At 33.2% G+C, this 22,423-nt stretch carries 20 protein-coding genes and 1 tRNA gene; 16 read left to right on the top strand and 5 right to left on the bottom strand.

The features are described 5' to 3' along the window. The first annotated feature begins 33 nt into the window (after positions 1-33). From rpsF to rplI, 3 genes are all read left to right on the top strand, one after another. Positions 34-375, top strand: a complete 342-nt coding sequence (rpsF, locus tag D1J36_RS00710) for a 30S ribosomal protein S6 (protein WP_004920082.1) — start codon at positions 34-36, stop codon at positions 373-375. 25 nt (positions 376-400) lie between these two features. Continuing rightward, positions 401-703 (top strand): 30S ribosomal protein S18, encoded by a 303-nt coding sequence (rpsR, locus tag D1J36_RS00705; protein ID WP_004920080.1) that lies wholly within the window; start codon positions 401-403, stop codon positions 701-703. A gap of 118 nt (positions 704-821) precedes the next feature. After that, complete coding sequence (rplI, locus tag D1J36_RS00700; protein WP_154137042.1) at positions 822-1,319, top strand: 50S ribosomal protein L9; 498 nt, start codon at positions 822-824, stop codon at positions 1,317-1,319. 231 nt (positions 1,320-1,550) lie between these two features. Here the strand turns inward: rplI and D1J36_RS00695 are convergent, their stop codons facing one another. Both D1J36_RS00695 and D1J36_RS00690 read right to left on the bottom strand, forming a co-directional pair. Further along, positions 1,551-1,808 carry a hypothetical protein gene (locus D1J36_RS00695; protein WP_154137041.1) on the bottom strand — a complete coding sequence of 86 codons (258 nt, stop codon included), beginning with the start codon at positions 1,806-1,808 and terminating at the stop codon, positions 1,551-1,553. Positions 1,809-2,126: 318 nt separating this feature from the next. Next, complete coding sequence (locus tag D1J36_RS00690) at positions 2,127-3,089, bottom strand: Gfo/Idh/MocA family protein (RefSeq protein ID WP_154137040.1); 963 nt, start codon at positions 3,087-3,089, stop codon at positions 2,127-2,129. A 244-nt stretch (positions 3,090-3,333) separates the two neighbouring features. Between D1J36_RS00690 and queA the strand changes: the two genes are divergently transcribed. The 7 genes from queA (at position 3,334) to D1J36_RS00655 (ending at position 12,439) form a co-directional block, all read left to right on the top strand. Continuing rightward, positions 3,334-4,383, top strand: a complete 1,050-nt coding sequence (gene queA, locus D1J36_RS00685) for a tRNA preQ1(34) S-adenosylmethionine ribosyltransferase-isomerase QueA (RefSeq protein WP_064970530.1) — start codon at positions 3,334-3,336, stop codon at positions 4,381-4,383. Between the two features lie 86 nt (positions 4,384-4,469). Then, the gene (gene rlmN / locus D1J36_RS00680) at positions 4,470-5,507 is read left to right on the top strand and encodes a 23S rRNA (adenine(2503)-C(2))-methyltransferase RlmN (protein ID WP_154137039.1); all 1,038 of its coding nucleotides are present in this window, start codon (positions 4,470-4,472) and stop codon (positions 5,505-5,507) included. 336 nt (positions 5,508-5,843) lie between these two features. Next, entirely contained in the window at positions 5,844-6,959 is a 1,116-nt protein-coding gene (locus D1J36_RS00675; protein WP_014938463.1) for a DEAD/DEAH box helicase, read from the top strand. Positions 6,960-6,974: 15 nt separating this feature from the next. After that, positions 6,975-7,412, top strand: coding sequence for a cold-shock protein (locus tag D1J36_RS00670; RefSeq protein ID WP_014938464.1), 438 nt, complete (start codon positions 6,975-6,977; stop codon positions 7,410-7,412). Between the two features lie 33 nt (positions 7,413-7,445). Continuing rightward, positions 7,446-7,637 (top strand): cold-shock protein, encoded by a 192-nt coding sequence (locus tag D1J36_RS00665; protein WP_004920047.1) that lies wholly within the window; start codon positions 7,446-7,448, stop codon positions 7,635-7,637. Between the two features lie 894 nt (positions 7,638-8,531). Continuing rightward, a complete protein-coding gene (locus D1J36_RS00660) occupies positions 8,532-9,515 on the top strand; it encodes a hypothetical protein (RefSeq protein ID WP_154137038.1) in 984 nt (327 codons plus the stop codon). 182 nt (positions 9,516-9,697) lie between these two features. Further along, positions 9,698-12,439 (top strand): Eco57I restriction-modification methylase domain-containing protein, encoded by a 2,742-nt coding sequence (locus D1J36_RS00655; RefSeq protein WP_154137037.1) that lies wholly within the window; start codon positions 9,698-9,700, stop codon positions 12,437-12,439. Here the strand turns inward: D1J36_RS00655 and D1J36_RS00650 are convergent. Further along, the gene (locus D1J36_RS00650) at positions 12,387-12,836 is read right to left on the bottom strand and encodes a hypothetical protein (RefSeq protein WP_221410653.1); all 450 of its coding nucleotides are present in this window, start codon (positions 12,834-12,836) and stop codon (positions 12,387-12,389) included. The two genes, D1J36_RS00655 and D1J36_RS00650, sit on opposite strands and share 53 nt — an antisense overlap. 118 nt (positions 12,837-12,954) lie before the next feature. On the opposite strand from D1J36_RS00650, the gene D1J36_RS00645 reads away from it, so the two are divergent. The 3 genes from D1J36_RS00645 to D1J36_RS00635 all read left to right on the top strand — a co-directional run bounded on the left by D1J36_RS00645 (position 12,955) and on the right by D1J36_RS00635 (position 18,364). Then, positions 12,955-13,557 carry a master DNA invertase Mpi family serine-type recombinase gene (locus D1J36_RS00645; RefSeq protein WP_064970518.1) on the top strand — a complete coding sequence of 201 codons (603 nt, stop codon included), beginning with the start codon at positions 12,955-12,957 and terminating at the stop codon, positions 13,555-13,557. Positions 13,558-13,641: 84 nt separating this feature from the next. After that, positions 13,642-15,012 carry an ATP-binding protein gene (locus D1J36_RS00640; protein ID WP_252339397.1) on the top strand — a complete coding sequence of 457 codons (1,371 nt, stop codon included), beginning with the start codon at positions 13,642-13,644 and terminating at the stop codon, positions 15,010-15,012. Beyond that, on the top strand, positions 15,002-18,364 hold the full coding sequence (locus D1J36_RS00635) for a helicase-related protein (RefSeq protein WP_154137036.1): 3,363 nt from the start codon (positions 15,002-15,004) through the stop codon (positions 18,362-18,364). The genes D1J36_RS00640 and D1J36_RS00635 overlap by 11 nt, the downstream gene beginning before the upstream one ends. A gap of 171 nt (positions 18,365-18,535) precedes the next feature. On the opposite strand, the gene D1J36_RS00630 is transcribed toward D1J36_RS00635, so the two are convergent. Both D1J36_RS00630 and D1J36_RS00625 read right to left on the bottom strand, forming a co-directional pair. Continuing rightward, positions 18,536-18,622, bottom strand: a tRNA-Ser gene (locus tag D1J36_RS00630). 31 nt (positions 18,623-18,653) lie between these two features. Beyond that, positions 18,654-19,670, bottom strand: a complete 1,017-nt coding sequence (locus D1J36_RS00625) for an asparaginase (protein ID WP_154137035.1) — start codon at positions 19,668-19,670, stop codon at positions 18,654-18,656. A 274-nt stretch (positions 19,671-19,944) separates the two neighbouring features. Here D1J36_RS00625 and D1J36_RS00620 point away from each other — a divergent pair, with 274 nt between their 5' ends. The 3 genes from D1J36_RS00620 to D1J36_RS00610 are packed head-to-tail and all read left to right on the top strand — an operon-like array spanning position 19,945 to position 22,418. After that, positions 19,945-20,841, top strand: a complete 897-nt coding sequence (locus D1J36_RS00620) for an aspartate carbamoyltransferase catalytic subunit (protein WP_154137034.1) — start codon at positions 19,945-19,947, stop codon at positions 20,839-20,841. A 57-nt stretch (positions 20,842-20,898) separates the two neighbouring features. Then, entirely contained in the window at positions 20,899-21,978 is a 1,080-nt protein-coding gene (carA, locus tag D1J36_RS00615) for a glutamine-hydrolyzing carbamoyl-phosphate synthase small subunit (protein WP_154137033.1), read from the top strand. Positions 21,979-21,989: 11 nt separating this feature from the next. Then, on the top strand, positions 21,990-22,418 hold the full coding sequence (locus D1J36_RS00610) for a hypothetical protein (protein ID WP_154137032.1): 429 nt from the start codon (positions 21,990-21,992) through the stop codon (positions 22,416-22,418). Positions 22,419-22,423: the final 5 nt, after the last annotated feature.

Here is a 22,423-nt window from a genome sequence, read left to right as displayed (position 1 = left end):
CCTTGAAATTTTAACTATATAATTATTAACATTATGAATCATTACGAAACTGTTTTCATTTTAACTCCCGTTCTGTCTGACGCTCAGGTGGAGGAAGCAGTGAAAAAATTTGAGGATCTTTTAAAAGATCAAAATTGCGAAATCGTAGCCAAAGAAAATTGGGGACTAAAAAAGTTAGCTTACCCTATTCAATTGAAGAAAAATGGTTTCTATACTTTGATAGAATTCAAAGGTGAAGGAACTATCGTGGCAGATTTAGAACTTGCTTTCAAAAGAGACGAGAGAGTTATCCGTTACTTAACTACAAAGTTAGACAAGCACGCTGTAGAGTATGCTGAAAAGAGAAGAGCAAAACTAAAATCTAAAAAAGCTTAATTTTTAACCCCTAAAAAAAGAAACTATGGCAATAGATGAAATGGCACAACAAGCCGCACAAGGTGGGGAGTCTGAAGTAAAATTCCTTACACCACTAGATATCAATACTAAATCTGAAAAAAAATACTGTAGATTTAAAAAATACGGTATCAAATATGTAGATTATAAAGATGCAGATTTCCTTCTTCAGTTCGTTAACGAGCAAGGTAAAATTTTACCAAGAAGATATACAGGAACTTCTTTAAAATATCAGAGAAAAGTATCTGCTGCTATCAAAAGAGCAAGACATTTGGCACTTATGCCGTATGTAGCAGACTTATTGAAGTAATTATATAAGTTGCTGAATTAGTAAAATTAAAAATTCTAACTGTTTTAGGATATTTGGAAAGTCAACTATTGAGTTTGGATTCTAAACTTCTAAAACCTAAACAAGACAACAACAAACAATGGAAATTATTCTTAAAAAAGACGTAGAAAACTTAGGATTAGAGTTTGATACAGTAGATGTAAAGCCAGGATACGCTAGAAACTTCTTAATCCCTCAAGGATATGCAGTTTTAGCGACACCTAAAAATAGAGCGGTTTTAGCTGAAGTATTGGAAGCTAGAAAAGAAGAGGAAGCTAAATTAGTAGCTGCTGCTAACAAAATTGTAGAGCAACTTAAGAAGACTACTGTTTCTATCGCTGCTAAGGTAGGTTCTGGAGATAAGTTATTTGGTTCTATCAACAATGCTAACTTAGCTGAAGAATTAGCGAAAGCAGGTGTTGAGGTAGATAAAAAATACATCAAAATCCCTGGAAATACTATTAAGAGATTAGGTAAATTTACTGCTAAAGTAAGACTTCATAGAGAAGTAGAGCATGACTACGAATTTGAAGTAGTATCTGACGCTCCTGTAGTAGAAGCTCCTAAGGCTAAAGAAACTAAAACTGAAGAGGCTTAATTAGTAAAGTTTTTTTTCATAATAGAAAAACGGTTGTATCATTTTGGATACAACCGTTTTATTTTTGGTATCATTATAATAAACAAATATAAAACTTACTTAATGTTGTAGCCAAGTATGAAGAGTAATTTAAGAAAAATATCCTATCACTATCTAAACCCTGCCTTTTGCAAATACTATGTTATATGCAGTTATAAAAAAGAGTCGGAATTTCTTCCAACTCTTTTGTGATTAGTAAAGTTTATTGGGGTCAAACATCAGTCTACATCCTGCCCAGTATGCAGATTTAATAACTAAAAGTTTGTCATCGCCGTCAATAAACTTCGTAAAATGATCTCTCAAGTGTTTAGTGCTATCATCATTATATCTAAAACACCAAACAGATTCTAAAACTCTTTTTGCTCCGAATTTATTTAATTCATCATAAAGGGTTTTATAATCCTTTCCTTTGATTAAATCATAACTTAAGAAATATAAAGTATTTTTCATAAGTTTTCTGTTTTTTAACTCAACACTCTGAGTGAGTTTTTCTCAGTGATTGAAGTTTAAAAAATTTTGTAAATTTGAACGCTCATCCGAATATCAAAATTTTAAGGTATTCAATTCTATACCATTGTAGAGATCTCAATGATTATTCCAAATATTGATTTTTTCTATTATGGTATTTTTTTTGGGGAGGGAGCTGCCAAATTTTCACAAATGACTTTTTAAACGGAAATTTTGGCGTAATTTCAAAACCGTCTAATGTGTGAAGTTCGCAAAGCGGATTTCGCTACATCAAATGAATATACGAATAAGAACTTTTATTTAGTTAATAAGCCTCATAATCTCCAAAGCAACTCTTAGAGCTTCTGTACCGTCTTGTAGAGAGACTTCTACTTCTTTGTTATTGGTGATGGCTTCAGCAAAACTTTCTAGTTCGTCTAAGATGGCATTGTTAGGCTGTATGTTAGGATATTCAAAAATAATTTGGGATTTTTCGCCTTCGGCATTTTCAATAATCATATCAAAGTCAGAAGGGTTTTCAGGAGCGTCTTTCATTCTAATGACTTCGGCTTTTTTCTCTAGAAAATCCACGGAAATATAGGCATCTTTTTGGAAAAATCTGCTTTTTCTCATCGCTTTCATAGAGATTCTGGAGGTGGTTAAATTAGCAACACAACCATTTTCAAACTCTATTCTAGCGTTAGTGATATCAGGCGTTTTGCTTACAATACATACACCGCTAGCGTGAATATTTTTAACCTTAGATTTTACAAGACTTAAGAGAATGTCCAAGTCGTGAATCATCAAGTCTAGCACAACAGAAACATCGGTGCCTCTAGGATTAAACTCTGCCAACCTATGTATTTCTATAAACATAGGGTTTTGTATGTAGGGTTTTGTAGCAATAAAGGCTGGGTTGTAGCGTTCCACATGTCCTACCTGTGCTTTAATACCTTTTTCGGTACATCTACGAATAATGTCTTCGGCCTGTTCTAAAGTTTGAGTTACGGGTTTCTCTATAAAAAAATGCTTGCCGTGGTCTATTGCTTTTTGGGCATAATCGTAATGAAATAGAGTAGGCGTTACAATGTCCAACATCTCAATATCGTTGAGTAAATCTTCAAAATTCGGATAGTATTTATAGCCAAATTCGGCTTCTAGTCGTTTACCATTTTCTGTATCAGCATCGTAAAACCCTACCAAATTATACTTTTCTGACTGTTGTAATAATCTTAGATGTATCTTCCCAAGGTGTCCTGCACCCACTAATCCAGCGTTTATCATAACCAAAATTTAAGTACTCCAAAGATACTAATCTATTTATTTATAGTGAAAAGAATAATTACAGTTTTTATCATCATTAGTGAATTGTAAAAAATAATTGATATTTAAAGTTCTGTAATTTAGTTGTTTATGTTTGAGGTGGTCTGATTAACTTGACAAAGGGGTTGCCTAAGTTGTATATTTGCAACCAAACGGAAAATCATTTTCCGTTTTTGTATTTAAAATTTAAACATATTTATATAAAATGAAAACTTCTGATTTTAATTTCAATCTACCACCAGAGCTTCTTGCGGAACATCCTTCGGAGCACAGAGACGAGGCAAGACTTATGGTTCTTAATAGAAAAAATCAAACCATAGAGCATAAACTTTTTAAAGATGTTATAGATTATTTTGATGAAAATGATTTGTTTATCTTTAATAATACTAAAGTTTTCCCAGCGAGACTATATGGAAATAAAGAAAAAACTGGAGCTAAAATAGAGGTTTTCCTTTTAAGAGAACTAGATAAAGAAACTCGTGTTTGGGACGTATTGGTAGACCCTGCTAGAAAAATAAGAATTGGTAATAAACTATTCTTTGACGAAGATGAGTCTCTAGTGGCAGAAGTTATAGATAATACAACTTCTAGAGGAAGAACACTAAGATTCTTATACGATGGAAGCTACGAGGAGTTTCGTGCTAAATTAAAGGAGCTAGGAGAAACACCTCTACCAAAGTATATTAAAAGAGAAGTGGAACCAGAAGATGCAGAAAGATACCAAACAATCTATGCTAAAAAGGAGGGAGCGGTAGCAGCACCTACTGCGGGGCTTCATTTCTCTAAACATCTAATGAAAAGATTAGAGATAAAAGGGATTAACTTTGCTGAAGTAACACTGCATGTGGGCTTAGGAACTTTTAACCCAATAGAGGTAGAGGATTTATCAAAACACAAAATGGAGTGTGAAGAGGCGTTCATCGACCAAAAAAATGCGGATATTATCAACAAAGCTATAGATGAAGATAGACGCATCTGTGCAGTAGGAACTACTACAATGAGAACCATAGAAACTTCGGTTTCGTCTAATAGAAAGCTAAGTGCTTACCACGGTTGGACGAATAAGTTTATCTATCCACCATACGATTTTGCTGTGGCTAACTCTATGATTACCAATTTCCACACGCCGAAATCTACTCTTATTATGATGATTGCGGCATTTGCAGGTAAAGATTTTGTAATGCACGCTTACGAAGAGGCAGTTAAAGAAAAGTATAAGTTCTACTCCTACGGAGATGCGATGCTAATCCTTTAAAAATATATAAATATAATTAACTTGAAATAAGGTAATAAGCCTTTATAGAGGCTTGTTACTTTTTTATTATCACTCATTTCTGATAGATGAAAGACATTCGTACCCTTAGTTTAGATGAGCTTAAAGATTATTTTACTTCCATTGGGGAGAAGCCGTTTCGTGCCAAACAGGTTTATGATTGGTTGTGGAGCAAAAATGGGCATTCTATTGAGGAAATGACAAACCTTTCCAAGAACCTTAGAGAAAGGATAGCTCAAGATTTTGTAATTAAACCTGTAAAAGTAGATTTACTCCAAAAAAGTAAAGACGGAACTATAAAAAATGGTGTTAAATTACACGATGGGCTTATGGTAGAGAGTGTGCTTATCCCTACCGATACACGTACCACAGCTTGTGTTTCGTCTCAAGTAGGGTGTTCGCTTAATTGTGAGTTTTGTGCCACAGCAAGGCTAAAACGAATGCGAAATTTAGAAGTTGCAGAGATTGTAGATCAGGTGGCACTTATAGACCAGCAGAGTAAGGCGTATTTTGATAGACCGCTGTCTAACATTGTGTTTATGGGGATGGGAGAGCCTATGATGAACTATAAAAATGTAGTGGAAGCCATCAGAAAAATTACAGAGCCTGAAGGTTTGGGTATGTCGCCACGAAGAATTACGGTATCTACCTCTGGGATACCCAAGATGATAAAAATGTTGGCAGATGAGAATCTTAAGGTTAAACTAGCCCTTTCTCTACATTCAGCAATAGAATCTAAACGAAACGAAATAATGCCTTTTTCTACCAAATTTCCACTGACGGATATTATAGAATCTTTACAGTATTGGTACGAAAAAACAGGCTCTATCATTACCTTAGAATACTGTATTTGGAAAGGGATTAACGATACCGATGAAGATATAAAAGCACTTATAAAATTCTGTAAAAAAGTACCTACCAAGGTTAATCTGATAGAATACAACTCAATAGGCGATGGCAAATATGATAGGAGTAATCCTAAAGCCACTCAAAACTATGTAGAACAATTAGAACGACACGGCATCACGGTTATGATTAGAAGAAGCAGAGGAGGAGATATAGATGCCGCTTGTGGGCAATTAGCTAATAAGTCCACACAGGAGTAGTAGAAAAATATTTAATAAAAATAATCACCTTAATAACCAGTAGTTTAAGGTGATTATTTTTTTTATTTGCCGATTTATAGTGTATTCTATTTTATTTACTTTACCTTTGTACCATCATTTAATGAAAACGGCTCCTTATGCCACTTTCTGATTAAAGTTTTTTAGAAAAATTATTCTTAATACTCACTCAGTTTTTGTGTTTTTTAGTTGCCATTATCAATAATAAATAATAGCATATTAAAACGAATAACAATCTAAAAAAACATTTAACACAGTCTTATTATTATGCGAAGACAGTGTTTACTTTACGCCAATAGTTCTTTGGCAAAATCATTTATGAATTTTACACAATTATCATTATCAAGTCCTATTTTAAAGGCAATATCTGACGCTGGTTATACAACCCCTACTGCAATTCAAGAAAAAGCAATTCCAACCATTTTAGAAGGTAGAGACCTTATAGGGTGTGCTCAAACGGGAACTGGTAAAACAGCTGCTTTCTCAATTCCATTATTGCAGATATTGTCAGAAACACCTAAAAAAGGCAAGTCTATTAGAGCGTTGATTTTAACACCAACAAGAGAACTAGCTATTCAAATTCAAGAAAATATAGAACAGTATAGCAAGTTTTTGAATATAAAACATCTGTCAATTTTTGGAGGAGTACCTCAAGGGAAACAAGAAAGAGCCTTGAACCAAGGCGTAGATATTTTAATAGCAACTCCAGGGCGGTTATTAGACCTAATGCAACAAGGATTGCTTAGCCTATCTCAAATAGAAATTTTAGTTTTAGACGAAGCCGACCGTATGCTAGATATGGGATTTGTAAACGATGTTAAAAAAATCCTTACCAAAGTGCCTAAGAAAAGACAAACCTTATTTTTCTCGGCTACGATGCCTAATTCTATAAGACAATTTGCAGAAACTATCTTAGATAACCCCGCTGAAGTTACAGTAACTCCAGTATCTTCTACGGCTAAAACAATAGAACAATCCGTTTATTTTGTAGAAAAAAATGATAAAACCAACTTACTGATAAATATTTTAAAAGATACATCAGAGCTAAGGTCGCTTATTTTTACAAGAACCAAACACGGGGCAGATAGATTAGTAAAACAATTAGGTAGAACAGGAATTTTTGCAGCAGCAATACACGGCAACAAATCTCAAAACGCCCGTCAAAAAGCACTTAAAGATTTTAAAGATAACCGTATCAGTGTCTTAATCGCTACAGACATCGCTGCCAGAGGGATAGATATAGATGAGCTACCACAGGTAATTAACTACGAGCTTCCCAATGTGCCAGAAACTTATGTGCATAGAATAGGTAGAACAGGTAGAGCAGGAACTTCAGGAAACGCCATTTCGTTTTGTGGAGCAGAAGAAAGAAAAGATTTGAAAAATATACAAAGGCTAATAGGTTTCACTATGACCACCGCACCTGCAATCTAATAAAAAAATAAAACTATGGGAGATACTTATTCTAAAAAAGAGAACGATAAGAAAAAACTTCAGAAGCTTAAAGAGAAAGCACTTAGAAGAGAAGAAAGAAAACATAATAACAATAAAGGTAAAAGCCTAGATGATATGCTAGTATATGTAGATGCCAACGGGCAAATTACAAATACACCACCAGATTTATCAGAAAAAGTAGAAATTTCGTTAGAAGATATTCAGCTAGGAGCAGCCCCTCACGATGTAGATGAAACCTTTAACAAAGGTACGGTAACTTTCTATAACGAAGAAAAAGGCTATGGATTTATCAACGACCACCGCTCCAAAGAAAGTATTTTCGTACACGCTAACCAACTATCCGAAGTCTTAAAGAAAGACGATAAAGTAAGCTACGAAAAAGAAAAAGGACCAAAAGGCTACATTGCCATCAATGTTATCAAGATAAAATAAAAAAATAATATAATTAACTTAAATTCAATTACAATGCAAGAAGGCACCGTAAAATTTTTCAACGAAACAAAAGGTTTCGGATTTATTACTCCATCTAACGGAGGAGAAGATGTGTTTGTACACACAAGTGGTTTAAAAACTAAAGTTCATGAAAATGATAAAGTAGTTTACGAATTACAACAAGGTAAAAAAGGGATTAACGCTGTTAATGTAAAATTAGCATAGTATCATCTTCTTTTTATCCTGAAAAAATAGCAACACAAACAGGATTAAATAAAATATAGCTAGTGAGAACCGTTTCATTTTTTGAGACGGTTTTTTATTTTGCTAAAAAGAATCTAATGAAAATTTTTCGAAAAAAAGTCTAAAAATAAAAAACACTCATTTTACATAATGAGTGTTTCATAGATTTTACTGCAGAGAGGAAGGGAGGTGAACCTTAGTAATATTACTGTTTATATATAAAATGTCAATAAATCAATATTTTACATATATTTGCATAAGTAAATATATGTTTTTTTTATGTCTAAATATTGAATTATTAGCACCTATTTTAGCACCTATGAATTTTACCTTTAAATTAAAGGAACATAATCCCGAACAGCAACATCAAGAAAGCAACATAAATTCATCCAACCAAATATACAAGAGAAAACGCTAATAATGCGTGTGAACATTTTTATCAACTATTAGCAAAAGTTTGAGGAACTCATTCGCAACTTTGAAGGTCGATGCTCTCCCAACAAAGTTTCTTCTTCGCTCTGCGAGGCTTTTTCCATATTAAGTTATTACAAGATTCAGCTTTATCAACCGATAAAAATAATACAAGATCAGTGAATAACCTGTATAAAATAGATATAGGTTGCTAGGAAACCTGCGTAAAAAAGATACAGGTGAACTCAATATTAAATTTAAGAATAATGAAGACATCAATCAATTTTAAAGTAGTAAAGTTTGATTCCGAAATTCACAATTTCAGAAAAAAAATCCTTTGATTATATCCGCAAAGATTTAACTCCAAATAATGAATATTGGATGGAATAAAAAATTGCTGACCGAATTCAAAAGATAGAAAATTATTGCAAAGAAAAATCAGGTAGAAGATTACAGAAAAATGCAATGCCAGTTCGGGAAGCTGTAGTTGTTATAAAAGAAACTACAACGATGCAAGATCTACATAACCTATCAAAAAGATTGGAAGAAGAGCTTAGAATACGGATTTTTCAGATTGCTATTCATAAAGATGAAGGGTATTACGATAAAGACACCAAAGCATGGAAACCCAACTATCATGCTCATTTGGTTGCAGATTGGCAGGATTTGGAGACGGGAAAAATGCTGAAACATCAATCTTTTCATTATTCCAAAATGAAAGATTTGGCAGCAGAATGTTTGGAAATGGAAAGAGGCGTCTCTGGTTCGTTAACAAGATTGGAGGCGGTAGAATTTAAAATCAAGAAGAAAGAAGAAGATTTGAGGGTTTTAGAAGAACGATATAAACAAATGCATCAGGAAATGAATTCTAAAAAAGCGGATGATTTAATTGTGAAGCAATCGGATTTTCTCGGTTTTCAGAAAATAAAAACGGACAAAACTATTGAAAATTATAAAAAGGCAATCAAAACGAATGCTATTCAAATTCTTAAAAACAAAACAGAGTTGGAATCTAAGCATAAACAAATTATAGAATTGAAAAACAAAATTGAAAGTCTAAAGAAAGAAGTTTTTATTTTCAAAAGCAAAAACTCCGCTCTCTTAACCAATGAAAATGTTTTTGCTGTTGAAAAGAAAAAATATCTGGAATCAGTAGAAAATACACTTAAAAAATCTATTTTACAGGAAAGTATAAAAATTCCGAATCTGCAAAATCTGAATGATACCGAAAGAAAGAGAATAATGATTGAGATAATTGAAAAAACTACTAAAGCAAATCAAATTCCTATTTCAGCAGTTGAAGAGATTTTTGAGGATTCAAGTAAAACAACTAATCTTTTTAAACTGCTTAATATTAGAAATCAAAAAGAAGAATTTATATCGAATAACATTAAGGATATTAAGGAAGAACATGATAAAATTACAAATGAATTATCAGGAAAAAAATAGAAGTTTGAGAAGATGAGTTATAATAGAAACTAAGTGGGTTGTTGAGAGGGTTTTAACTATAGATTTTGCCAAAATTCACAATTCTAAAATAATTAGACTGAAAAATTATACTAAACATACCCTACCGATTAGCAACATATTTCTTATCTTTACAAGGCTTTTAATACGAAAAGTATCAAGGAATGGACAAACTTATACAAAACTTCTCAGTAAAATTATTATCAGATTTTTTTAAAAACAATGCGAATTTAAAACCACAGTTAGAAGATTTAACCTATATTGTTGAAGATAAAGATTTTTCTGATTTTTCAGAATTAACGAGAATAGGAAATGTAGAGTTTAAAAATTCTGATGAACTTATTGTTTTCTGTTGTAAGCACAAAGGAATTTTAACTGAACGCTTTTCTAAGAGAAAGCAATTTGAAATTGCAAAATTAGTTCTTAAGGAAGATTTTAAAGATGGAGCAATTTTCGTTTTTTATGATGATGCAGGGAAGTTTAGGTTTTCATTTATCCGAAGAAACTGGGACGGAAAAGCAGATAAGAAATATTCTTCTTGGAAGCGCTTTACCTATTTTGTATCTCCAGAAGATACCAATAAAACTTTCAAACATAGAATTGGCAACTGTACGTTTAAAGATTTAGATGCTATTCAAGAAGCTTTTTCTGTTGAAAAACTAACAAAAGAATTTTACAATGATTTATTCAAGTGGTATCAATGGACTCTTGAATCAGAAGTTGGTATTACATTTCCAAACAATACATCTACATCTGATGATGATCGTGTGAAGCTTGAAGAACAAATGATTCGTCTAATTACACGATTATTGTTTGTTTGGTTTATCAAACAAAAGCATTTAGTTCCAGATGAATTATTTAAAAAAGATAGATTATCTGAAATTTTAAATGATTTTAATCCAGAGAGTTTCTCCAATGGAAATTACTATAATGCCATTTTACAAAATTTATTTTTTGCAACTTTAAATAAAGCAGTAACAGAACGAGAGTTTGCAAAATTAGCTGATAAACGTGATGTTAAAACCCGATATCGTTATTCGGAAATGTTCAAAATTTCTGAAGAGGAGGTGTTAAATTTATTCCGACCAATTCCGTTTTTGAACGGAGGATTGTTTGAATGTCTTGATAAAGAAGAAAGTACAGATGGGGTAAAATATCATTTAGATGGATTTAGTAGAAGTGATAAAAAATTTCCAAACGGGAACCTGAAGCACAGAGCATTTATTCCAAACGTTGTTTTCTTTGGCGATGACAAAAATGAAGGATTAATTCCTTTATTGGAACGCTATAATTTTACAGTGGAAGAAAATGTGCCAAATGAAGTTCAGGTAGCATTAGATCCTGAATTATTAGGGAATGTTTTTGAAAACTTGTTAGGCGCTTTTAACCCAGAGACACAAGAATCCGCACGTAAACAATCGGGCAGTTTTTATACACCAAAAGAAATCGTTGCTTATATGGTGGACGAAAGTCTAATCGCTTTTCTTGAAAATTCCCTCTCCTTTGGAGAGGGTCAGGGAGAGGCTATTCGTCAGCTTTTTGAACAGGAAAATTTACCAGAATCTTTGGCTGATGACCACGATTTATGTGAAAAAATAGCAAATACGCTCCGTTCCGTAAAAATCTTGGATCCAGCTTGTGGTTCAGGAGCATTTCCTATGGGAATACTCAACCGAATGGTGGAAGTTCTTGAGAAATTAGATGCTAAAAACAAAGAATCTCATCACGATTTGAAACTACATTTGATAGAAGAATGTATTTATGGCGTAGATATACAAACCATTGCAGTACAAATTAGCAAATTACGTTTCTTTATCTCCCTGATTGTAGAGCAGGAAACAATGGATTTATCTAAACCCGAAGAAAATTATGGAGTATTAACTTTGCCTAATTTAGAAACAAAATTTGTAGCAGCGAATACGTTGATTGGTATGAAAAAGAAAAAAGAAGGCGATTTTGTAAACAGTCTTTTTACCGATCCACGCATTGATGAAACAAAACACCAACTAATGGAGGTGAGAAAAGAGCATTTCTATGCGAAATCTGCCTACAAGAAAAAAGAATTGAGAGATAAAGATGCACAGTTAAGAGCCGAACTTTCAAAACTATTGCAAGATAATAATGAATTTGCACCCGAAGATGCGATACAATTCTCACAATGGAATCCTTATGATCAAAATGCAAGTTCGCCTTTCTTTGATCCAGAATGGATGTTTGGGTTAGAAGAAGGATTTGACATCGTTATTGGAAATCCACCTTATGTACAACTCCAAAAGGAAAGTGGCAGATTAGCTAAAATGTATCAAAACTGTGAATATAAAACATTTGCAAAAACTGGAGACATTTATTCCTTATTCTATGAGCGTGGTTGGCAATTATTAAAAAACAGAGGTTTTCTATGTTATATAACATCTAATAAATGGATGCGTGCAGGATATGGAGAGAACACTCGTAAGTTTTTTACTGACAACACAAATCCCATTTTATTAATTGACTTTGCAGGTCAAAAAATATTTGAATCTGCAACAGTAGATACTAATATTCTTCTGTTTTCCAAGGATAAAAATAGACAGGAAACTAAAGCTTGTGTGATAAAAGAAAAGGTGTTAAATAATTTGAGCGTTTATTTTAGACAAAATGCTACAAAATGCAATTTTAGCACAAGTGAAAGCTGGATAATTTTAAGTGAAATAGAGCAAAGGATAAAAGCTAAAATTGAAGCAATAGGCGTTCCTTTGAAAGACTGGAATATTAACATCTATCGTGGAATTTTAACTGGTTATAATGAGGCTTTTATCATAGATGGTAAGAAAAAAGATGAGTTAATAGCAGAAGACCCAAAATCTGCCGAAATCATACGTCCCAATAACCTATGCTATCTTGTGTTTCAAACCATTGATTATTAGTCTTTTTTCTTGCTCCTTTATCTCCTGTTTGCTTTAATCTATCATATCCAAAACTCATAAGATGTTGTTTTACAGCAGGATATAGTTCAATGTCTATCTTTAAGCTTGGAAAAGTCGTAATAAGGTATAAATCAGCAAATTCGTACGAATATCTTTTAATATCACGACCTCTTAATAACGGTCGTATGATTTCGGCAGATTTTGGGTCTTTTGCAATCAGTTCTTTTCGTTTTGCTCCGTCAATAATGAAAGCATCATTAAATCCTGTTTTAATTCCATAATTTATACGAATATCCCAATCCTTTAATGGCGTTCCAACCTTCTCAATTTTTTCTTTGATTTGCTTTTCAATTGGGGATAAAACAACCCAACTTTCAGAATCTTTAAATTCAGTCAAATTAGCATTTTGTCTAAAATAAACGCTGAACTTGCTGCTATATTTATTGTTTATATTTATTTTAGACAGTTAACATTTAATTTAAACCAAAACTGAATAATAACTTAAACAATTTAATATGATTTACGGATACATTAGGGTAAGTACAGACAAGCAAACTGTAGAAAATCAAAGATTTGAAATTAACCATTTTTGCGAAAGACAAGAAATAATAGTGAATAAATGGATTGAAGAAACCATATCAGGAGCTAAAAATGTAGATGATCGAAAACTAGGTAAGCTTCTCAAAAAAATGAAAAAAGGAGATATACTTATTTGCTCTGAACTTTCCCGTTTGGGAAGAAATCTATTAATGATTATGGGTGTTCTAAATGAATGTATGAATCGTGATATTCAGGTTTGGACAATAAAAGATAATTACCGTTTAGGAAGTGATATCAATTCCAAAGTTTTAGCATTTGCTTTTGGTCTTTCGGCAGAAATTGAAAGAAATCTTATTTCTCAAAGAACCAAAGAAGCATTGGCAAGAAAGCGGGCAGAAGGTGTTGTTCTCGGTCGTCCATTGGGAAGTAAATCTGCTAAAACCAAACTTACGGGGCAGGAAAAAAAGATTCAAGAATTGCTTGATAAAAAAGTTTCCTATTCCGCAATAGGTAGAATTTTAAATGTCCACAGATTGACTGTAAGTAGTTTTGTAAAAAGGCAGAAATTAAGTTATTAGAAAAATTGCCTTTGTTTTGTTACAAAATAAAATAAAAATTACCTTTGTTTTGTTACAGAATTTTAGTAAATTTGGGTTTGTTTTATGATAAGAATGAATTTTAAACGACATATTTTCGATGAGTTGGTTCAATGGAAAACGAGTTCTAATGCCAAACCGTTGATACTAAGAGGAGCTCGACAAGTAGGAAAAACGACCTTGGTTCGCAGTTTAGGGGAAAGTTATACCCATTTTATAGAGCTTAATTTAGAAAAAAGCGAAGATGCAAGTCTCGTAGAACGAAGTAATAGTGTACAGGAATTGGTCAATTTTTTGGCATTAAAAAATGAAATCTCCCCAAAAGATTTCCCAAATACACTGCTTTTTATTGATGAAATCCAGGAATCCGAAAAAGCAATTTCTTTTTTGCGTTATTTTTATGAGGACTTGCCAGAATTGAATGTCATTGCTGCGGGTTCTTTGCTGGAGCATACCTTAAAGAAAACTAAAAATTATCCAGTAGGTAGGATTAATTATCTGTATTTGTTTCCTTTAAATTTTCAGGAATATCTTGAAGCACAGGGGAAAAATAATTTGTTGGAACGATTTCGGAATGTTCCCGTTGACGACATTGCCCACGAACTTTTGATGAAAGAGTTCCACACCTATTGTATTATCGGAGGAATGCCAGAAATTGTTGCCAACTATGTTGCTCATAAAGATTTATTAGCACTTCCACAGATTTATGAAAGTATTTGGAATACCTACAAAGATGATGTGATAAAATACGCAGATAGTAAATCGGAAGAAAATGTGATGAAACATATCGTAAATACCGCTGCATCATTTGTTGACCAACGGATTAAATTTCAAAATTTCGGACACTCTAATTATAAGTCGAGGGAAGTGAGCGAGGCATTTAATAATTTAGATGCCGCAAAGGTCATTCAGGTAATTTATCCTTGTACCAATGTAGAGCCGCCAATTCTTCCAGATTACAAAAAATCGCCACGATTACAATTTTTGGATACAGGAATTTTAAATTTTGATCTGAATATTCAAGCCGATTTATTGCTAATGAAAGACCTTAGCGAAGCATACAAAGGAGCGATTATACCCCATATTGTTAATCAGGAAGTTTTGTCTTTGAATACTACAGATTACAAAAAGACCAATTTTTGGGTTCGGGACAAAACGCAATCATCAGCAGAGGTAGATTTGCTCATTGCCCACGGAAAATTCATGATTCCTATTGAAATTAAATCGGGGAAAACGGGAAGTTTGAAATCCTTGCATCAATTTGTGAATCAAACCCCTCATCAATTCGCAGTCAGAATGTATGGAGGAAAATTCAACATTGAAGAAACCGTTACACCAGAAGGGAAACCTTACTTGTTAATGAATTTGCCCTATTATTTAGGGACGTATTTAAAACAATATATCCATTACTTTATCACTAAATACAATGTCGAATAATTTTATTACCAATAATAAACAACAAAAAACACTAAAAGGAAGATTGAATACTTTGATTTCCATTAGTGATGAGCTGAAATTTCTAGTAGGTTATTTTTATTTTTCAGGATGGTCAGATATCTACTTAAGTCTTCAAAAAAATCCTCAACAAAAATTAAAATTGTTAGTGGGGTTACAAGTTTGTAATTATTTAGGCAATATCATTGAATATGCAGAAAAAGATGAAGAAGACAGCTCAAGAGATGAAGAGTTTCAGAAATATCTTGTATCACTTGGTTTTGCTTTGAACAATGAAGAAATGGATACAGAAGAATTTTACAATCAAGTGGGATTTTTTGTACAAATGATTGAAGAAAACAGATTGGAAATTCGTAAAACAGAAAATCCCAATCACGCAAAATTATATCTCTTCCATCTAAATGAAGATCAGGCAGAAAAACAAGGTATGCCTGGACAATTTATAACAGGAAGTAGTAATTTAACACGTTCGGGACTACATAATCAAGAAGAATTTAATGTAGAAATTAAAGATTATGGATATGCAGATGCAGTTCAGTATTTTGATGAATTATGGGAGCGGGCAACTCCAATTACTGAGCATCTGGATAATCGCAAAATATTGATTGATTTTATTAAAAATAAAACACAAGTTGCTACAATTACACCTTTTGAAGCGTATTGTTTGGTTATAAAAACATATCTCGACCTACAAAATCAGGAGAATGAAGAAGTAGATTTAGATACTTTATTGGAAAAAATTGATCTTAAGAAGTTCAGTTATCAGTCAGATGCAGTAAATCAGGCGATTCAAATGATAAAAGAACACAACGGTTGTATCATTGCGGACGTAGTAGGTTTGGGTAAATCAGTGATTGCGTCTATGATTGCCCGACAGATGAATAAACGAGGCATCATTATTTGTCCTCCTGGATTAATTGGCGACCCTGAAAAAAAGGACAGTGGTTGGTGGGAATATCTTGAAAAATTCGGATTACATAATTGGCAGGTATACAGTCGTGGAATAATTGATAGAATAGCAGATAACATTGAAGGAAGAGATTTTGAAGTAGTGATAGTAGATGAAGCCCATTATTTTCGTAATCAGGATACATCTGATTATGAAGCTTTATCAATGATTTGTCGTGGTAAAAAAGTAATTCTATTATCTGCAACACCTTTCAATAATTCTCCAGCAGACATTTTTTCTTTATTAAAACTATTTATTGTTCCAGGTAAATCAACGATATCTTTAGAGGATAATCTCGCAGGTAAGTTCAGTCGCTTAAATTATGAATATAAACAGTTGTCTGTCATTTTTAAAAATTGGAATTCTTCGGATGATAAAAAAAGAAAACAAGCAGAAAGCTATTATACTACAATGATAGATGAAAATCTCCCGATTGATATTAAGAAAGTAAAAGCTCAAACGAAACGCCTTTCAAACGATATCAAACGCATTATTAGTCCAGTAGTAATTCGTAGAAATCGTTTGGATTTAAAACAAGATTATATTTACGCAAAAGAAGTAGGAGATCTGTCGGAAGTGAAAGATCCTGAGGAAGTTTTTTATTATTTAGATAAGGAACAAGATGAATTTTATGACAGTATCATCAGTAAATATTTTGCTGAGAATGGTGTTTTTACTGGTGCCATTTATCAGCCGTTCAGTTATGAAAAAATATTGAGTGATAAGCTTGATGAATTTGGAAACCGACAATACAACCAACAGAAAAACTTGTACGATTTTATGCGTCGTATTTTAGTGAAACGATTTGAATCTTCGTTTGGTTCTTTTGAAAAATCCATAGAAAGATTCTTGCAAGTACATTTATTGGTAAAAGATTTTGTTGACAAAACGGGTAAGTTTATTTTAGACAGATCTTTTATTGATAGAATAAAAGACTTTGAATTGGAAGAAATTGAAGCCAATCTAGAGAAGTATGCAGCGGGAGATCTCAAGCGAAAAACTCCTAAAAATACTGAAGTTTATAATGTTGATACTTTTCATAGACGACAAGAGTTTTTAGATGATATAGATTCGGATATTCAATTATTTAAAGATATTCAAAAGCGACTGAAAGATTTAAAATTAGTAGAGAATGACCCTAAACAGGAAGAAATTATCCGAAAAATCAAACATCTTTTAGCAAATGAGCCGAACAGAAAAATTATTTTATTTTCAGAATATGTAGATACAATCCATCACCTTGAAAAACGATTTAAATCAGAATTCAAAAATGAGGTATTAGTTTGTGATGGTAAAGTATCTAAAGATTTGGCAAGGCATTTAAACAGTGATTTTAATGCCCAATATAATAGGGGATTGAAAACCAATCATTTTAAAATTTTATTAACCTCTGACAAGTTATCTGAAGGATTTAATCTCAATAGAGCAGGTGTTATTATTAACTATGACATTCCATGGAATCCGACACGGGTTATTCAGCGTGTAGGGCGAATCAATCGTATTGGTTCAAAAGTTTACGATGAACTATTTATTCTTAATTTCTTTCCTTCATTGAAAGGAGCTGATATTGTAAAATCAAGAGAGATAGCTCAACAAAAAATGTTTTTAATTCATAATGCTTTGGGAGAAGATGCTAAAATTTTTGATGAGGATGAAGAACCTACTCCCGCTTCATTAGGCTCAAGAATCAATAGTAATCCACAGGAAGAAGGTGAAGTTAATACTATAACAAAAATTAGAAACCTTTATGCTGATTTACAAAATAAGCACCCAGAAATTATTAAAAAAATAAGTGAATTACCACCACGCGTAAAAACAGCAAAAAGTTATTCTGAATATGAGTTAAATGTTTTAAGACGAAAAGGTTTGAGTTTATTTGCCCAAACAGTTGGAAAGAATGAAAACAAAATTATTAGAGAAATTGACTTTGAAGAACTTTTACAAAAAATAGAATGTAAGATTAACGAACCAACTTTAAAACTTTCTTCTATTTTTTGGGGATTATATGAAGAAGTAAAAGAATTTAAACCCAAGTATAAAATGGGTAGAACGGAAATATCTTTAGAGCAGAAAGCTGAGATTAACTTGAAAAAATCACTTAAAATTTTAAAGAATTTGAATTATGAAAATCTAAATTTTATTCAAATGCTCATAAAGGATTTACGCTATTATCATACATTGTCTATTAGAAGTATTAGGCGTATTGGAGGGCAGGAATTGTCAGATGATAAACATTCTATTCGCTCTTTCTTGGAAGAAATTACTTATTTAAAAAAACAACTCGGTGAAAACTATCTTGATGATATTGAATTGAAATCAAAAGGTAAAAGCAAAGAGGTTATCATCGCAATAGAGAATAATGATGAGAAAGAATTATTTAATTGATTTGAACGGTAAATTTAATATCTTCATTAATTACTTTTTAAAACTATGTTGAAACTAGAAATATAAAGCATGACATTCATACTTAATTATTTTTTAGGATAGTAATAAGAAAATACTATTAGCACCTTAAAATACAAATCCCTGTAATTTAATTTCTTACAGGGATTTTCGCAGAGAGGAAGGGATTCGAACCCTCGATACAGTTACCCGTATACTACCTTTCCAGAGTAGCTCCTTCAACCACTCGGACACCTCTCTAAAATCGAGTTGCAAATATAGAAAAAATAATCTATTCCGCCATTTCCCCACAAATATTTTTGGAAAAAACATTGCTGAAACTTTCATTAGGATACATAGGATTACCTACAATATGCATTGCTTTAGTAATTGCAGCTTCAGCGGTCATATCCTTACCACTAATAGCTCCTATTTCATTAAATATATTACTGTTTTCGTACTTCCCAAAGGAGATTTCTCCCGAAATACACTGGCTAATAATCACAATTTCGGTATTATTACTTCTAATTCTTTTGAGAGTTTCTATTGTTTGTTTATTATTGAAGATAGTTCCAGAGCCAAAAACCTGAAGAATAAGCACTTTAACATTATCTAAATTGGGCAGATAGTTCCAGTTCATACCAGGGAAAATCCTAAGGAAAAACACCTCTTCTGATATATGGTAATCCACACTAAAAGTTTCGTCTTTAGGTCTTAAAAGTACCTCTTTATCTACGTTAAGATGTACGCCAGATTGCCCAAGTATTGGGTAATTAGGGCTGTGGTAAGCGTCAAAATACTCGGCGGAGTATTTAAGAGTTCTATTACCTCGTAGGAGTTTATATTCAAAATAGATGGCTACTTCTTGTATTACTGCTTTGTCATTTTCGTACAAACTGGCGTAGTAGAGGCTAGTTAGTAAATTTTCTTTGGCGTCTGTCCTAAGGTCTCCAATGGGTAGCTGTGAGCCAGTTAAAATAACAGGTTTGTCAAGGTTTTTGAGCATAAAACTAAGGGCAGATGCTGTATAAGACATAGTATCAGTACCGTGTAGAATCAAAAAACCATCAAATTCAGAATACTGTTTTTCTATGTATTTAGCAATAGTTTTCCATTCGTTTATGCCCATATCGGAGGAATCTACTGGAGTCTCAAAAGAAGTTACATGCACCTCACATTCCAATAAATTAATTTCAGGGATTTTATCAAAAATATGATTAAAATTAAAAGGGAGTAGACTACCAGTGGTATAGTTTTTTTCCATACCTATTGTCCCTCCAGTATAGATGAGTGATATTTTTCTTCTCATAACTAATTAAAACGCTCGTGCAAATATAATTAGATAAATTTTAAACAAGAATCTTAGGTGTGGATAATTATTATAGTTTTGTTTATCAGTGATATAAAGGTTTTCTTCTTTTCCTCTATTTGGAGAATAGAAAAAATATTATATATTTGCGTTTAATGTGTCACTTAGAGAACATATTTAATTTGAAAACCGAAGGGCAAGGTCCTTCACAAAGATATTGTTATTATTAGAACGAAGCCATTGGCTTCGTTTTTTTTTGTAATTTTTTTAAGTTATGCTTACAATTTCAGATTTATCTACAGAAAAAATTAAGTCTCTTTTAGAAGAGGCTCAAGGGTTTGCTAATGGTAGAATAGCCAAGTGTCAGCAAGAAGTTTATGTGTCTAATCTTTTCTTTGAAAATAGTACAAGAACTAAAACCAGTTTTGATATAGCCGAAAGGAAATTGGGACTTAATATTGTTCCTTTTGATGTCTCTACAAGTTCGGTAAACAAAGGCGAAACGCTTTACGATACAGTGAAAACTTTGGAAAGTATTGGAATTGATTTGGTGGTCATTCGCCATAGTCAGGATTTTTATTTTAGGGAGTTGGAGACTATTAACATTCCTATAATTAACGGAGGAGACGGCACGGGTAACCACCCTTCACAATCTTTGTTAGATTTAATGACGATTTATCAAGAATTTGAAAAGTTTGAAGGATTAAAAGTAGGGATTGTAGGCGATGTTAAACACAGCAGGGTGGCTAATTCTAACGCAGAGGCACTCAGAAGGCTCGGAGCTAAAGTCTATTTTTCTGGACCAGAAGATTGGTTTGATGAAGCTGAATTTATCAACGGAACGTATCTCCCTATAGATACGCTTGTAAAAGAGGTTGATGTGGTGATGCTTCTTCGCATTCAGCACGAAAGACATGGGGAGAGAATGAAACTCCCTTTAGACAAATACCACCAAAAATATGGTCTTACTAAAGAAAGAGCCGCTAAAATGAAACCGACTTCTATCATTATGCATCCGGCTCCCATCAATAGAGGGGTGGAAATAGAGACGGATTTGGTGGAAAGCCCTCAATCCAGAATATTTAAGCAAATGGAAAACGGCGTTTACGCCCGAATGGCAATCCTAAAACAGGCTTTGGAAGACAAAGGGGTGATATTTAAAACAATATAATCAATCTAAAAACTAATGGAATTGGTTTTTGAAACTATATAAATCTAAAAGTTGAAAATGAAAAAGAAACTAATTTTAGAATCAGGGGAAGTGCTTCACGGCTGGGGATTTGGTGCAAACCTTAACACCGAGGGCGAAGTGGTTTTCAATACAGGGATGACGGGCTATCAGGAGCTAATTTCCGACCCGTCTTATTGCGGACAAATAGTGTGTATGACCTATCCGCTTATCGGAAATTACGGCATCAATCGTGATGACTACGAGTGCATAGAGCCTTCCATTAAAGGGCTTATTGTGAAGGAGGTGTGCGATTTGCCTTCCAACTTTCGCTCTCAAATGTCTTTAGATGAGTTTTTTAGTAAAAAAGGCATTGCAGGTATTTCGGGGATTGATACCCGAAAACTGACTCGAATCATTCGCAATCACGGCGTACTCAAAGGCAGAATTGTAGATGTGGAGGCCGATGAAAACCAAATAATAGCCGAACTAAAAGCCCAATCGCTACCGACCAACCAAATCGAAACGGTATCTACCAAAACGCCTTTTTCTGCACCGGGGCGAGGGTTTAAAGTAGTACTAATCGACTTCGGAGCCAAGTTGGGAATTATTAGAGAACTGTCCCAAAGAAACTGCGATATTACGGTGGTTTCTCACGATACTACGGCGGAAGAAATCCTACTAATGGCACCAGATGGCATTATGCTTTCCAATGGTCCGGGCGACCCGCAAGATGTGCCTCACGCTCACGAAACGGTGCGAAAACTTTTGGGTAAAGTGCCTATTTTCGGGATATGTATGGGGCATCAGGTGATAGGTTTGGCTTGTGGGGCTAAAACGTTCAAACTGAAATTTGGGCATAGGGGAGGCAACCACCCTGTTTTAGATTTAAGAACCAATAAGGTGGCGATGACTTCCCAAAATCACGGCTACGCTATTGACCAAGAAAGCCTTAAAAATACCGATTTGGAAGAAACCCACATCGCTCTTAATGATAGAACCAACGAGGGCGTTCGTCATAAAAAATACCCTTGTTTTTCGGTACAGTATCACCCCGAAGCCAGTCCAGGACCGGAAGATGCCAACTATCTGTTTGATGAGTTTGTGGAGATGATGAAAGAATGGAAAAATAACAATTAAAAGTAAATAAAATGAGAATAATATTGGTGTTAGCATTCCTTGTAGGAGCTTTTTTTCAAGGTTTTGGGCAAAAAAAGAATTTCTATTTGTATAAAGGAGTTGTGGATGGTAAAACTCCAATAACCATGTATCTGCAATCAGAAGACAATGAATGTACAGGAGACCTTTATTATATGGGAATGTACAGCTATGGTAGTGATAAATGGATACAATTAGATATAAACAACAATGATAGGAATCAATTTGTTTTAGTGGAAGAAGGAGTTACTGGAGTGTTGATGTTACAAAAAACAAAAAAAGGTTTTAGTGGTTTATGGATAAGCCCTGATACCAAAAAGCAATTAAAAGTGGAGCTGATTCAAGAGAAATTTAAGCCTAAAGAAAAGGAAGTTTATGAGCAAAAGTTAGAAAACTTGAATTACGAAAATCATGATTGCTAGTATTT

The sequence above is a fragment of the Riemerella anatipestifer genome, assembly GCF_009670965.2.
Lineage (GTDB): Bacteria > Bacteroidota > Bacteroidia > Flavobacteriales > Weeksellaceae > Riemerella > Riemerella anatipestifer_B.
The sequence above is the reverse complement of the archived record's forward strand: the minus strand, read 5'-3'. Positions and strand labels throughout refer to the sequence as shown.

Bases quoted from the DNA above. Each gene is read 5' to 3' on its own strand.
- D1J36_RS00625 (WP_154137035.1), bottom strand. From the start codon at position 19,670: ATGAGAAGAAAAATATCACTCATCTATACTGGAGGGACAATAGGTATG.
- rpsR (WP_004920080.1), top strand. From the start codon at position 401: ATGGCAATAGATGAAATGGCACAACAAGCCGCACAAGGTGGGGAGTCT.
- rplI (WP_154137042.1), top strand. From the start codon at position 822: ATGGAAATTATTCTTAAAAAAGACGTAGAAAACTTAGGATTAGAGTTT.
- D1J36_RS00655 (WP_154137037.1), top strand. From the start codon at position 9,698: ATGGACAAACTTATACAAAACTTCTCAGTAAAATTATTATCAGATTTT.
- D1J36_RS00620 (WP_154137034.1), top strand. From the start codon at position 19,945: ATGCTTACAATTTCAGATTTATCTACAGAAAAAATTAAGTCTCTTTTA.
- D1J36_RS00660 (WP_154137038.1), top strand. From the start codon at position 8,532: ATGCCAGTTCGGGAAGCTGTAGTTGTTATAAAAGAAACTACAACGATG.
- D1J36_RS00675 (WP_014938463.1), top strand. From the start codon at position 5,844: ATGAATTTTACACAATTATCATTATCAAGTCCTATTTTAAAGGCAATA.
- carA (WP_154137033.1), top strand. From the start codon at position 20,899: ATGAAAAAGAAACTAATTTTAGAATCAGGGGAAGTGCTTCACGGCTGG.
- D1J36_RS00670 (WP_014938464.1), top strand. From the start codon at position 6,975: ATGGGAGATACTTATTCTAAAAAAGAGAACGATAAGAAAAAACTTCAG.
- D1J36_RS00610 (WP_154137032.1), top strand. From the start codon at position 21,990: ATGAGAATAATATTGGTGTTAGCATTCCTTGTAGGAGCTTTTTTTCAA.
- rpsF (WP_004920082.1), top strand. From the start codon at position 34: ATGAATCATTACGAAACTGTTTTCATTTTAACTCCCGTTCTGTCTGAC.
- D1J36_RS00645 (WP_064970518.1), top strand. From the start codon at position 12,955: ATGATTTACGGATACATTAGGGTAAGTACAGACAAGCAAACTGTAGAA.
- D1J36_RS00635 (WP_154137036.1), top strand. From the start codon at position 15,002: ATGTCGAATAATTTTATTACCAATAATAAACAACAAAAAACACTAAAA.
- queA (WP_064970530.1), top strand. From the start codon at position 3,334: ATGAAAACTTCTGATTTTAATTTCAATCTACCACCAGAGCTTCTTGCG.
- D1J36_RS00695 (WP_154137041.1), bottom strand. From the start codon at position 1,808: ATGAAAAATACTTTATATTTCTTAAGTTATGATTTAATCAAAGGAAAG.
- D1J36_RS00665 (WP_004920047.1), top strand. From the start codon at position 7,446: ATGCAAGAAGGCACCGTAAAATTTTTCAACGAAACAAAAGGTTTCGGA.
- D1J36_RS00640 (WP_252339397.1), top strand. From the start codon at position 13,642: ATGATAAGAATGAATTTTAAACGACATATTTTCGATGAGTTGGTTCAA.
- D1J36_RS00690 (WP_154137040.1), bottom strand. From the start codon at position 3,089: ATGATAAACGCTGGATTAGTGGGTGCAGGACACCTTGGGAAGATACAT.
- rlmN (WP_154137039.1), top strand. From the start codon at position 4,470: ATGAAAGACATTCGTACCCTTAGTTTAGATGAGCTTAAAGATTATTTT.